The sequence below is a fragment of the Alkaliphilus metalliredigens QYMF genome, from assembly GCF_000016985.1.
GTDB lineage: Bacteria > Bacillota > Clostridia > Peptostreptococcales > Natronincolaceae > Alkaliphilus_A > Alkaliphilus_A metalliredigens.
On the sequence record NC_009633.1, the window covers coordinates 2,433,193 to 2,446,878 of the forward strand.

12 protein-coding genes are annotated in these 13,686 nt (G+C 37.9%); 10 read left to right on the top strand and 2 right to left on the bottom strand.

All coding sequences use genetic code 11. The features are described 5' to 3' along the window. Positions 1–71: 71 nt before the first annotated feature. The 10 genes from AMET_RS11690 to AMET_RS11735 all read left to right on the top strand — a co-directional run bounded on the left by AMET_RS11690 (position 72) and on the right by AMET_RS11735 (position 12,118). Positions 72–1,304, top strand: a complete 1,233-nt coding sequence (locus AMET_RS11690; protein WP_012063494.1) for a serine hydroxymethyltransferase — start codon at positions 72–74, stop codon at positions 1,302–1,304. 185 nt (positions 1,305–1,489) lie between these two features. Continuing rightward, positions 1,490–2,917: a sigma-54 interaction domain-containing protein gene (locus AMET_RS11695; RefSeq protein WP_012063495.1), complete on the top strand. Its 1,428-nt coding sequence runs from the start codon at positions 1,490–1,492 to the stop codon at positions 2,915–2,917. 302 nt (positions 2,918–3,219) lie between these two features. Continuing rightward, positions 3,220–4,266 carry a 2,4-diaminopentanoate dehydrogenase gene (gene ord, locus AMET_RS11700; protein WP_012063496.1) on the top strand — a complete coding sequence of 349 codons (1,047 nt, stop codon included), beginning with the start codon at positions 3,220–3,222 and terminating at the stop codon, positions 4,264–4,266. A 10-nt stretch (positions 4,267–4,276) separates the two neighbouring features. Further along, positions 4,277–4,591 carry a 2-amino-4-oxopentanoate thiolase subunit OrtA gene (gene ortA, locus AMET_RS26265; protein ID WP_012063497.1) on the top strand — a complete coding sequence of 105 codons (315 nt, stop codon included), beginning with the start codon at positions 4,277–4,279 and terminating at the stop codon, positions 4,589–4,591. Next, entirely contained in the window at positions 4,581–6,008 is a 1,428-nt protein-coding gene (ortB, locus tag AMET_RS11710) for a 2-amino-4-oxopentanoate thiolase subunit OrtB (protein WP_012063498.1), read from the top strand. Before ortA ends, ortB begins: the two co-directional genes overlap by 11 nt. A 19-nt stretch (positions 6,009–6,027) precedes the next feature. Next, on the top strand, positions 6,028–6,393 hold the full coding sequence (locus AMET_RS11715; protein ID WP_012063499.1) for an ornithine aminomutase subunit alpha: 366 nt from the start codon (positions 6,028–6,030) through the stop codon (positions 6,391–6,393). After that, positions 6,393–8,603: a D-ornithine 4,5-aminomutase subunit OraE gene (gene oraE / locus AMET_RS11720; RefSeq protein ID WP_012063500.1), complete on the top strand. Its 2,211-nt coding sequence runs from the start codon at positions 6,393–6,395 to the stop codon at positions 8,601–8,603. Before AMET_RS11715 ends, oraE begins: the two co-directional genes overlap by 1 nt. Next, positions 8,593–9,957 carry a GlmL-related ornithine degradation protein gene (locus tag AMET_RS11725; protein ID WP_012063501.1) on the top strand — a complete coding sequence of 455 codons (1,365 nt, stop codon included), beginning with the start codon at positions 8,593–8,595 and terminating at the stop codon, positions 9,955–9,957. The genes oraE and AMET_RS11725 overlap by 11 nt, the downstream gene beginning before the upstream one ends. Before the next feature lie 4 nt (positions 9,958–9,961). Then, positions 9,962–11,041, top strand: coding sequence for an ornithine racemase Orr (gene orr / locus AMET_RS11730; protein WP_041720726.1), 1,080 nt, complete (start codon positions 9,962–9,964; stop codon positions 11,039–11,041). A gap of 66 nt (positions 11,042–11,107) precedes the next feature. Further along, positions 11,108–12,118: a hypothetical protein gene (locus AMET_RS11735; protein WP_012063503.1), complete on the top strand. Its 1,011-nt coding sequence runs from the start codon at positions 11,108–11,110 to the stop codon at positions 12,116–12,118. Between the two features lie 100 nt (positions 12,119–12,218). On the opposite strand, the gene AMET_RS11740 is transcribed toward AMET_RS11735, so the two are convergent. Together AMET_RS11740 and AMET_RS11745 are read right to left on the bottom strand one after the other, a co-directional pair. After that, the gene (locus tag AMET_RS11740; protein WP_012063504.1) at positions 12,219–12,641 is read right to left on the bottom strand and encodes a hypothetical protein; all 423 of its coding nucleotides are present in this window, start codon (positions 12,639–12,641) and stop codon (positions 12,219–12,221) included. Next, on the bottom strand, positions 12,616–13,671 hold the full coding sequence (locus AMET_RS11745) for a hypothetical protein (protein WP_012063505.1): 1,056 nt from the start codon (positions 13,669–13,671) through the stop codon (positions 12,616–12,618). Before AMET_RS11745 ends, AMET_RS11740 begins: the two co-directional genes overlap by 26 nt. Between the last annotated feature and the right edge of the window lie 15 nt (positions 13,672–13,686).

Below are 13,686 nucleotides of genomic sequence, written 5' to 3' on the forward strand. Positions count from 1 at the left end.
CTTGTCAAAAATATCTAAAGAACATATAATGGGAAAGTAGAATATTTAGTAATATAGGAGGGAACACGCATATGAACTTTGACACATTGAAAAAATTTGATGAAGAAATTTATGAAGTCATTCAGAAAGAAACAAAAAGACAAAGAGGAAGCATTGAGTTAATCGCTTCTGAAAATTTTGTAACCACTGCAGTGATGGAAGCTATGGGGAGTCAATTGACTAACAAATATGCAGAGGGTTACCCAGATAAACGATATTATGGTGGATGCGAAGAGGTAGATGTGGCTGAAAATCTAGCTAGGAATCGGTTGAAGAAATTATTTAATGCCGAGCATGCCAATGTACAACCGCACTCTGGCGCAAATGCAAATATTGGTGTATACTTTGCAACATTAGAGCCCGGCGATACTGTGCTAGGTATGAACTTATCCCATGGAGGACACTTAACCCATGGAAGTCCAGTAAATATCTCTGGTGCTTATTATAACTTTGTTGCTTATGGTGTAGACAGTGTAACCCACCGAATTGATTATGAAGAAGTAATGAGAGTGGCCCAAGAAGCAAAGCCAAAGATGATTGTTGCCGGTGCAAGTGCCTACCCTAGAGCAATTGATTTCAAAAAATTTAGAGAAATTGCTGATGCAGTTGGGGCCTATTTAATGGTTGATATGGCTCACATTGCAGGATTAGTGGCAGTGGGATTACATCAAAATCCTTGTGAGTATGCTGATTTTGTTACAACCACTACACATAAAACATTAAGAGGACCAAGGGGAGGCGCAATCCTTTGTAAAGAGAAGTATGCAAAAATCATTGATAAAGCGATTTTTCCTGGATTACAAGGGGGACCTCTCATGCATGTGATTGCTGCTAAAGCAGTGGCTTTCAAGGAAGCATTAGAACCAGGCTTTAAAGCATATCAGGAACAAGTGATAAAAAATGCAAAGGCCCTTGGAGAAGAATTAAAGAAACAAGGATTTGATTTAGTATCTGATGGAACAGATACTCACTTATTATTAATCGATTTACGAAATAAAAATATTACTGGTAAAGATGCCGAGAGATTGTTTGATGAAGTAGGCATCACAGTGAATAAGAATACAATTCCCTTTGACCCACAGAGTCCATTTGTAACAAGTGGGATTAGGATTGGTACACCAGCGGTCACAACTAGAGGGATGAAGGAAGAAGAAATGAAAAAGATCGCAGGGGTTATGAATATCATAATAGACCATCCTGAAAAGGTATCAGAGGCTCAAAAAGTAGTAGATGAATTATGTAATCAATTTAAACTGTATGAATAAGATATAAATTGAAGTGGAGGAATCTAGGTTCCTCTGCTTTTTTTATGCATTGAAAATGATCGTTTAAAATATTCTGAAGGAAGCAAATAGTGACGAAATCAATTTTGTTTTTATAAAACATTTAATATAAAATTAAAAGCTGATATACTAAATAATGAAAGCGTTATGTATAGGAGAGATGAGCCATGATATCTTCAAAAAAGCTGTATTTTATTTTAGATCAAATTCTTCAGTCAATTGATGAAGGTGTACATGTAGTGGATAATAAGGGGAAGACAATACTGTATAATCAGGCCATGGCTGAACTAGAGGGAATGAAGCTAGAGGAAGTAATAGGTGAAAGTCTTTTAGATGTATTTCCTAGCCTAAATGATGAAACCAGTACATTATTAAAGGTGCTGGAGACACAGAAACCAATTGTTGACCAAGTGCAGACTTATTTTAATAATCATAGTAAAAAAATCACAACAATTAATACAACATTCCCCCTCTATCAAGAAGGGGAAAAAATTGGTGCTGTTGAAATTGCAAAAGACATCACAAAAATCAAAAACCTATCGGATCAAGTTTTAACCTTACAACAGCAGTTGATTAAACCAAGTCCCCCATATAAAAGTGAAATTAAAAGATATACCTTTGAAAACTTAATTGGCAAAAGCCACATTTTTATAGAAGCAGTCCAGTTAGCCAGAAGAGCTGCCAACACCTCGTCAAGCGTCCTCATATATGGTGAGACAGGAACTGGAAAAGAGCTATTTGCTCAAAGTATCCATTATCACAGTAATAGAAAGAAGAAACCATTTTTAGCAGAAAACTGTGCAGCTTTTCCAGAATCACTCCTGGAAGGCATTCTATTTGGAACAATAAAGGGAGGGTTTACAGGAGCAATTGATCGTCCGGGTATTTTTGAGCAAGCAAATGGTGGAACGATCCTATTAGACGAGATAAACTCAATGGGATTACAGCTACAGGGTAAGTTACTACGGGTGTTACAAGAAGGATATGTAAGACGAATTGGTGGAACAAAAAATATTCCTATTGATGTCAGAATTATTGCAACAACCAATGAAGACCCCTTAAAGGCCATTAAAGAATACAGGCTTAGGAAGGACCTATATTTCCGTTTGAACGTTGTTAACATCCAACTCCCAACCCTAGCAGAACGACCTGAGGATATTGTACTATTGACGCAAAACTTTATTAATAAATATAATGAGCGTCTTGATAAGGATGTTTGGATGGTATCGGAATTTATGAAGGAGCGGTTTGAACTTTATTCTTGGCCTGGAAATGTCAGGGAACTTGAAAATGTAGTAGAAGGGGCTATGAACATGGTTCAGGATGAACATATTCTAAAACAAGAACATTTCCCTATGTATTTGACTTCAGAAATGAAGCGAAATAAAGGCAATATAGGTGCAAAGCAATTTGCAGGCTTGCCCCTGGACAGTAGACAGTCGTTAGACGAAATATTGAATGATATCGAGATGCAGATGATTATTTATGCAATGAGTGAGTCCAAGGGCAATATAAGCCAAACCGCTAGGAAATTAGGAATAAAGAGACAAACCTTACAACATAAACTAAAAAAACATAAGAGGAAAGAAGTATAATTAAAACTGCAAATAAATTTGCATTAAAACTGCAAAACTATTTGCAGTTTTATTTTGTGGACTTTTACAATAAGCCTCTACCATTGATGTAATTAATTGTATCACGTGAATAAAAAGGATAGGGTGTTTGGAATACTAGGAATCGTAGGCATTTACAAAACATGGTAACCGATTAATAGTAAAGATAAAAATGTAACTATATTCTGAAAACAAAGAAGAAAACAGTATAAATCTGGCAAGGATCTTGCAACTGACTAGTTGTAGAAATTTATTTAAAATGATGAAAATATGGAGGGATTTTGATGGAAAATATTAAAGTAATTATTTGGGGATTTGGAGCAATGGGTAGTGGTATGGCAGAAATGCTACTTAAGAAAAAGGGAGTCGAAATTGTTGGTATTTGTGATAGAAATGCCAAAAGAGTAGGTAAAAACATGTATGATTTACTAGAATTAGACGCAACACAGTATGCCCCTGTTATCATTACAAATAAAATTGAAGACATTGTTAAAGAAGGGGCAGCAGATGTTGCGATACTGGCCACAGATTCTTTTACCCGTGGGGCCTTCGATAAAATTAAACTTATGTTAGAAAATAAAATTAATGTCATTTCAACTGCAGAAGAGATGGCTTATCCCCAAGCACAAGAACCAGAATTAGCTGCAGAAATGGATAAAATTGCAAAGAAAAATGGTGTAACTGTACTGGGAACAGGAATTAACCCAGGATTTGTATTGGATTTATTAATTCTTGCATTAACAGGAACATGCGAAGAGGTAGAGCATATCAAAGCAGCAAGAATTAACGACTTAGCTCCCTTTGGTAAGGCCGTGATGGAAGAGCAGGGTGTGGGACTCACATTAGAAGACTTCGAGGCAGGGGTTAAATCAGGTAAGGTAGCAGGACACGTAGGTTTTCCTGAGTCTATTCAAATGGTAGCTGATGGCATTGGCTGGGAAGTAGAAAAAATCGATCAGACAAGAGAACCAATTATGACTAACGTATATAGAGAAACAAAGTATGCTCAGGTAGAGGCTGGTAATGTTGCTGGATGCCGTCAATGTGGTTATGCCACAGTAGATGGAGAAGTAAAGATTGAAATGGAACATCCTCAGCAAATTCTTCCTGAAAAAGAAGGCGTTGACACAGGAGATTACATTTGGATTAAAGGAACACCAAACATTAATATGCAAATTAAACCGGAAATTCCAGGTGGTATTGGAACAATCGCAATGTGTATCAATATGATTCCACATGTAATTAACGCAAGAGAAGGACTGAAAACCATGCTCGATTTACCAGTACCAAGAGCTATTATGGGAGATATGAGAGACTTAATACAAAGGTAGGGATCCAGATATGAAAATAGAAAAAGGAACATGGGTACGAATTCATGACATCGTCATGGAGCCAAGTGAAAGAGCACCCCAGGTACCAGATGATACCAAGGAAGTTCCCTTGGAAATGTGGATTAAGGGATTTTTACGAGAAGAAGATGTGAAAGTAGGGGATGTTGTTTCAGTGGAAACGATTACAGGACGGATCGTCACGGGCACGTTAGTGGAAATCAACCCCTATTATGATCATGATTTTGGCAGATGCGTTCCTGAATTACTAAAAATAGGCCTTCAATTAAAAGAAATTTTATGGGGAGGGCAATCCGATGTCAAATAAAGACCAAAGTTATCAAGGGGTTATGAATAGAAAATCAGAAATCATGATTAAATCAGTTGGTATTGACTATCGTGATTTTGAACTAGAGGGAATTTCCTTTGACTATGAAAGAATGATGAGAGAGACTGGTTATTCTCTACAGGAAATGCAAAGCATTCAAGGGGAATCTGGCGTAGGCAACACACCTTTATTGGAGTTGAAGAATCTAACTGGTTTAGCTAGAAAGCTAGCACCAGAAGGGAAGGGTGCCCGAATCTTCATTAAAGATGAAGCAGCAAACCCTTCAGGAAGCTTTAAAGCAAGAAGAGCCGCCAATGCAGTTTACCACGCAAAAAAGTTAGGATATAAGGGTGTGATTGCAGCAACTAGTGGAAACTATGGTGCAGCTGTAGCCAGCCAAGCCGCAATGCAGGGGCTAAAGTGTATCATTGTACAAGAGTGCTATGATAGTACCGGTAAGGGACAACCAGAGATCATTGAAAAAGCAAGGAAATGTGAGGCCTACGGAGCAGAAGTATTACAACTAACTGTGGGACCTGAGCTTTTTTATATATTTTTGCAGTTATTAGAAGAAACCGGATACTTTAATGCTTCCTTGTATACGCCCTTTGGAATTGCAGGGGTAGAAACATTAGGATATGAATTGGCCATGGAGTTTAGGGAAAAAGAAGGACGGGATCCAGATGTTGTTGTCTGTACAAACGCAGGGGGAGGAAACCTCACGGGAACAGCTAGAGGGTTAATGAAAGCAGGAGCAGATGGCGTAAGGATTGTTGCTGCCAGTGTGAATCTAAAGGGATTGCATATGGCAAGCGATAATCATTTTAATAAAAAATCCTTCACAACAGGGCATACCGGATTTGGGATCCCCTTTGCCACATGGCCAGACCGTTCAGATGTACCTCGATCCGCAGCAAGACCACTTCGTTATATGGATCGATACGTTTTAGTCAACCAAGGAGAAGTATTCTATATGACAGAGGCATTAGCCCAATTAGAGGGATTAGAAAGAGGGCCTGCCGGTAACACATCTTTAGTTGCAGCCTTTAGTTTAGCCCAAGAGATGGATGCGGATCAAATCATTGTGGTACAAGAAACAGAATATACAGGTGCAGGAAAGCATATTCAGCCTCAATTACATTTTGCCAAGGAAAATGGCATTGAAATTTTGTTTGGAAATCCAGAAGATGAAAAACAAGGAATAAATATTATCTTTCCGGAGCATCCCTCTTTGATTAAAGCAAGAGATATCGATGTTAATCAATTAAGAGCTTCTTATATTAAAAATTGTATTAAAATTAATGAAGTTGATAAAATTTCTAACACTGATCTTCAGTTCATCATAGAAGAATGCAAGGGAACTGAATCCTTTGTAAGAGAAAAACTAAGCGAATTGAATATAGAGATCATAGAATAATAACGCGGAGGTGCAATAAATGAAAAGAGCGGACGATTTTCAACAGAGAAGAGCACATTTACAGGATTTAACAGAAGAGCAAGTAGAACAAAGGTTTTGGGATTTAGCTGAGAAAGCAGTTGATCCTTTGATTGAAATGGGAAGAAAATACACATCTCCTTCCATTGAGCGATCTGTTTTATTACGCATGGGATTCTCTAGTATAGAAGCGAAAAGTATTGTTGAAGGTGTAATGGATCGTGGGTTGATGGGTAAAGGAGCTGGACATGTGGTTTACAGATTGGCAAAAGAAAAGCAAATGGACATTCGACAAGCAGGCCTTGAATTACTAGAAGGAAGACTATGGGACGAAGTCATGACCATATTCAACGGAGGTGAAAAATAATGGAACTGAAACCCAATGAAAAGCTAGATATCAAAAACATATTAGAGGACTTGGAGTCATATACACCGAAAAGAAGAGGGTGGACTTGGAGAACAAAAGAAGAAAACTTATCTATGGGGCCTTTTCAATATCGTGATGCATCAACCCCACTGAAAAATAGTGTTCCATTACCTTCAGCTAAGTATTTCGGTGATATTGACCCTCAACCTGACTGTGTGATTACAACAGAGGTTGCTTCTGGGAGATTTGAGGATGACATCCGCCGTATGAGGATGGCCGCTTGGCATGGTGCTGACCATATCATGGTGATTCGAACTGCAGGACAGAGTCATTTTGATGGATTAGTTGAAGGAACACCACAGGGAAGCGGTGGTATCCCTATTACTAGAAAGCAAGTCAGAGCCCAAAGAAAAGCCCTGGATATGATTGAAGATGAAGTAGGTAGACCAATCAATTATCATTCTTATATTAGTGGTGTGGCTGGACCGGAAATTTCTGTTATGTTTGCAGAAGAGGGTGTGAATGGCGCACATCAAGATCCCCAATACAATGTGCTCTATCGAAACATTAATATGCTACGCTCCTTTGTAGATGCAGCAGAGGCAAAAAGTGCCATGGTTTGGGCAGATATTGCTCAAATAGATGGAGCACATAATGCCAATGCCACAGCTCGAGAAGCCTGGAAGGTTATGCCAGAATTAATGGTACAGCATGCATTAAACTCCATGTATTCTGTAAAGGTGGGTATGAAAAAGGAAAATATATGCCTGTCAACGGTTCCACCCACAGCGCCACCAGCACCATCAATGACCCTGGATCTTCCCTATGCAGTTGCACTACGAGAAATATTTAAAGAGTACAAGATGAGAGCCCAAATGAATACAAAATATATGGAATCCTCAACTCGTGAAGCCACGGTGACACATGTATTGAATTTATTAATCTCTAAATTGACACGGGCAGAGATTCAATCTACCATTACGCCGGATGAAGGAAGAAATGTACCTTGGCATATATATAATATCGAAGGTCTTGACACCGCCAAGCAAGCATTGGTAGGGATGGATGGATTAATGGATATGATTCAATTAAAGGATGACGGTATCCTTCGAGAGAAATCAAGAGAACTAAAGGAAAGAGCTGTCTTATTTATGGAGGAAGTATTGGAAGTAGGCGGATACTTCAATGCCGTAGAGCAGGGATTCTTTGTTGATTCTGGTTGTTACCCTGAAAGAAATGGAGATGGAATCTCGAGAAAAATGGATGGTGGAGTCGGTGCAGGAACAATTTATGAACGAGATGAAGATTATTTTGCCCCGGTTACTGCTCATTTTGGACATAACAATGTAGCACAATACGATCCTTCAGCAGTAGATAACCCATCTAAGCTAATTGGTGGTTGTACCTTTGAGAAACCAGAAAAAATCGTTTATATTGATGAATTAGATGAGGTTGATAATGTAAACGTAAGATTAGAGGAAACAAAGGAATTAAGAGAGAGTACTCATGTGAAACCAGAGGTACAGTGGATGGGAGATGGCATAATTATGCTTAATCTGTTCTTACCTGCTTCCAAGAGAGTTGCAGAGTTTACTGCTTTAGAAATTGCTAAAAAAATGGGATTAGAGGATGTTGAAGTCATACACAAAGAAGTGATGCAGACATCTGAAGGAACCAGGATCGAATTGAAGGGTAAGGTTGGATTTTCAATCGATACCTCTACACTGGTCATTCCGCCAGAGCCAATCGTTATGTCAGAAGATGAGATTCGAGAAGACATTGAAAAGACTCCAATGAAAGTGGTAGCTGGAACCGTAGGAGAAGATGAGCATTCCGTAGGATTAAGAGAAATAATTGATATCAAACACGGTGGTATTGAAAAATATGGTATCGATTGTCATTATCTAGGAACCTCTGTTTCCTTAGAGAAGCTTGTTGACGCAGCGATTGAATTAAATGCAGATGCAATTCTAGCTTCTACCATTATCAGTCACGATGATATTCACTATAAAAGTATGAAACGAATCCACGAACTATGTATCGAAAAAGGAATTCGTGATCGTGTGATGGTTTTATGTGGAGGAACCCAAGTAACACCTGAGAAGGCGGTTGCACAGGGAGTTGACGCTGGTTTTGGACGGGGAAGTAAGGGGATCAATGTGGCGACTTTCCTGATTGAAAAAAGAAGAGAAATGAAAAATGAAGATTAATGTTATTGTCGCTGAGATCGGTAGTACAACAACGGTTGTCAATGCATTTCAGGAGATCCATACCCCTTGGCCTAAGTTTATAGGCCAGGGGCAGGCTCCTACCTCTGTATTACAGGGAGATGTGAACATAGGCCTACAAGGGGCACTTGATGATTTGAGTCGAAATCTTGGAGTAGATGAGATTCAGTATGACGAGATGTTAGCAACCAGTAGTGCAGCAGGGGGACTTAAAATGACTGTCCATGGGTTGGTCTATGATATGACCGTAAGGGCAGCTAGAGAAGCAGCTTTAGGTGCTGGGGCCATCATACACCAGGTAACTGGAGGTAAACTAAGAAGGACTGATATCAACAGAATCACTGAAAAAAGTCCAAATATTATTTTGATTGCCGGTGGTGTAGATTATGGTGAACGGGATACCGCCATAGAAAATGCAGAAAAGATTGCCCAGATGAATCTTGATATTCCGGTGATTTATGCTGGTAATATTGAAAATCAAGAAGAGATGAGAGAAATATTTAAGGATACAAAAAATAAACTCTATATTGTTGATAATGTTTATCCAAGGATTGATCAGCTCAATGTTGAGCCTACAAGAGCAGTCATCCAGGATGTTTTTGAAGAGCATATTATCCATGCACCGGGGATGAAAAAAGTGAGGGAAATGGTTAATGGCCCTATTATTCCAACCCCTGGGGCTGTAATGGAGGCCTCAAAGCTTTTACAGCAGCATATAGGAGACCTCATTACATTTGATGTAGGGGGGGCCACCACAGATCTGCATTCTGTCACAGAGGGTAGTGAAGAGATCAACCGTATATTGCTAAGTCCTGAACCCATGGCTAAACGTACCGTTGAGGGAGACCTAGGGGTATATATCAATATGAAAAATATCGTAAGTAATATTGGGGTAGAAAACCTGAAGGAAGAGCTCGGTCTAGACATCGATAAACTAGTTGAAACACATCAACCCATCCCTAAAACATCTGAAGAAATCAAATTTGTTGAAAGACTGACCCTAGAAGCTGTTCTTGTGGCATTGGAAAGACATGTGGGGAAGCTGAGACACCTCTATGGCCCTGGTGGTAAAACCACAGTGGCTGAGGGAAAGGACCTTTCAAATGTGAAGTTTATCATAGGAACGGGAGGAGCCTTAACAAGACTTCCAAACAGAGTACATCTCTTGAATCAAGCAACGACGAAAAGTCATCAAAATTCACTTATGCCTACAAAGGAAGCAAAAATTTTAATCGATGAAGCCTATATTATGGCTTCATTAGGGGTATTATCAAAAAGATACCCAGAAGCTGCTTTAAGCTTAATGAAGCAAAGCTTAGGATTATATGGAGAGTGATAAAATGAACCCAAAAGTAACGATAGACTTAGCTAAACTAAGGCACAATGCAAGGGTCATGACTGAAAAATGTAATGAATATGGTATAGCCATAGCAGGTGTCACCAAGGTATTTGGCGGCAGGCCAGAAATCGCCCAGGCAATGATTGATGGTGGGATTCAATACCTAGCCGACTCAAGGGTAGAGAATTTAAAAAAAATGAAGGATTTGTCCTTGCCTAAAATACTACTGAGACTACCGATGATTAGTCGTGTAGATGATGTTGTAAAGTATTGCGATATTAGTTTAAATTCAGAAGTCGAAACAATCATTGCCCTAAGCCAAGCTGCTGAAAAACAGCATAAAACCCACAAAATTATTTTGATGGTTGACTTAGGTGATTTAAGGGAAGGAATTTTTGATAGCCAAGCACTGAAGTTGGCTTTAGATGAAATCAAAAATCTCAAAGGAATTAAGGTAGTGGGGATTGGAACAAACCTCACCTGCTATGGTGGCGTCATTCCAGATGAAGAAAATCTAGGCAGGTTAATCGCCTATGCTAGTGAAATCGAAGCCGTATTAGGAACAAAGCTTGAAATTATCAGTGGCGGCAATTCAAGTAGTATCTATATGGTACAAGAAGGCCGAATGCTTGAAGAGGTGAATCTTCTTCGCTTAGGAGAAGCCATTGTCCTAGGAACAGAAAGTGCCTATGGCAATGTCATTCCAGGTACCCATCAGGATATATTTCAGCTAGAAGCAGAAATCATTGAAATTAAAGAGAAGCCTTCTATTCCTATTGGTAAAATAGGCATGGATGCCTTTGGTAACAAACCGAGTTTTGAAGATAAAGGAGTGAGAAAACGAGCTATCTTAGCTGTTGGAAAGCAGGATATAGGAACTCACGCCATCAGACCAGTTAATGTGAATGTCATCATATTGGGAGGAAGTAGTGATCATCTAATCGTGGATATCACCGACTGTGATATGCAGCATCAAATAGGAAGCACATTAACATTTGATTTAACCTATGGTGCGCTGCTATCTCTCATGACCAGCGAATATATATATAAACAAATGAATGACACAAAGCCACGCCCTTAGGGTGTGGCTTTGTTGTAATATGATGGCACTCTCGGTAATATGATGTTAATAAAAAGGAGGGTGTCTATGCATGATCAATTTAAGAAGCCGATCAATGATGAAGAAGAGGAAATAATAAAATTCAAGAAAATGATTATGGGTGAATTGAAAGCTTTAATAGAAAAGGTTGAAAATTTTAATGGCATCATATCAGATGTCGATGAAGGAAGTAATCGTTTGATTCTGATTTCATTAAAAAAATTTAATGGTGAGTTACCTAAAGAAGTAGGAGAAGCAATTAAGAAGCATGGAGAGCAAGGCTGGGGAAGTCAGAATCAATTTTATGTAATGACAAACAGAAAAAGAGTTGTTGGATATTTGGGGATTAATTTGTATGAAGAACCCATGCCCTTTGGTAAGTATGTATACATATTTGCATTGCAGCTAGAAAAGAAATATCAGAGTCAGATTAATTTAAAATATATCGAAAATTTCATAAGCGCAGTCGCTAGGAAAGCACAATGTAATTATGTTGATATGACTGATGATTGCTGTCCTTTAGCCTTAGATAAAGTAAAGCATTTAGGGTTTGTAGAATTTACAAGTACCAGTCTGTTTAAATTAAATAAACAGAACAGTCCCATAGATTTTGAAATGGTTTCCTCCCAAAATATCAACATAAGTGAAATAGAAGGAACTCATTTCATACCAAGCGATAGGCGCCTGCCACTACAGGTACAGTTAAATCAGTGGAAAGAGGAAAATTGTACTATAGAAAAATTTGTGATTAATAAAAACCAAGGACAGACACCCTTAACACTATTAATAATTAAAAGACTTGGAGCAACTAAAAAGAATGGGACTAAGAATTTTTACACATTTTTAGCAGAGCCAATTGTTTTCTATGATGATCAGTTAACAAATGAAGTCATAAACATAATCATAAATATTCTGGGTGAAAAAGAGCAGGAAGAAGCATTTATGATTGCGTTACCCACTGCATGTGAAGTGACAATAAGTAAATACCATTGGGATTATAAACTTGAATCCGTTAAGTGGTATCGGAAAATGGTGAGCAATCATTATAAACAGCTGTAAAAATTGATGAAATATAATTTAAAAGATGAATGTGCAGTCTAAAAACCTTTAAAGTATAACTTTAAAGGTTTTTGCAGGTTTAAAATAGAAAATGTAAGGATCAAGCAATAGCCAAGATCAACATGACTAAATAGAGCATTTGCACATGTTCTTTTTGTGTGGAAATTTCATTCTTGAGGTCGTTATTCTCCGCCCCTAATTCAGTGATTTGAGTGTGTAGGCTTTCTATTTCATGAAACTGTTCTGTATACTCTTCGTATTCCTTTAGGCGATTCTGTAGGTCCATAATCATATTGTTTGAACTAAAGACTTCATTTTCTTTTTGGGCAAGTTCCTTTTCCATCGAAATGATCTTATCAGTAAATTTCTCGATTTCATCATTTAAACTTTTGTTTTCATTCGTAAGATGATGATTTTCTTCTTTTAAAGGCGCTAGATCTTCTAAGACACTTAAATCTTGTAGCTCAATGTTCTCGGAGCTTTTCGGGATGAAATTATTATTGATCCCGCTGTACTTCATCATTTACTTCACCTCCAAAACCTATAAATTGTATTTTAGGATAAAGGGTACCGAATAAAAAATCACACATTACTTTTTTTGTCTCTTCAATATCATTTGTAATAAAACGATATCGCCTAAAATCCAAATGTCTACTTTCATCTATTCCAATCGGTGAGGACCACTCTAGACCATCGGTAGATGAATGAGAAGAAAACAATTGATTGATTTCAACCCATAGACACCACAGTTTGCCGTCATATCCCATCAATGTAGGATAAGAGGCATTTAAACCAGTTGAGATTTGTTTGGTACTTGATAAGGGCCTATCCTCAGTTAAGTGATAATTCAGGTGGTGAACCGTAAGTCGTTCTTGGTCATATTGGCTCCATGTGATATGGAGGTGGTCTGGTGATGTCAGGATTCCATCGGTGTAAAGTTTTTGTATGGGATCAGATGTTAATTGAATCGAATCTTTATCCCAAGTTTTATCTGCTAAATCATAGGAGGTTAAGGAAACTTCTTCGTAATTATTCTGTAATGATGTGGTCAGTGCATATATTTTAGATTGATTGTTCAGGATTTTATAGGGATTGATTACTTGGTTATAGGTGCAATGAAGTACTTCATTTCGATTCCATTCATCTTGATTATTAACAAGGTGTAGCAAGAATACATTTCCCTTATTTTTCCCATGGACTAAATAATAAAATATGTGGATGGCATCGTTAATTGATTTAATCACTGGATAAAAAATCTGATAAGTACCTTTAGGATAATTCATCAACAGACGATGGTTCCATCTACCACCCTTTAACGTATGATAATAAAGATCTCCTGTAGAAGTATAGCTGATAATATGAATTTGATTAGAAGAATCCAATGTAACAGAAAATTGAAGGGTTTTTTTCTGGAAAACCTGATTCTTTTGAAGCCATTTACCATTGGCATCTGTATAAATGTATTCAATATGATGGTTTTCATTCAAATAAAAATTATAAACCGTCCCACTTTTGTTCTTAACAATAAATTCGTACTCTCTTAAGAATGGCATTTTATCACTTCCTAC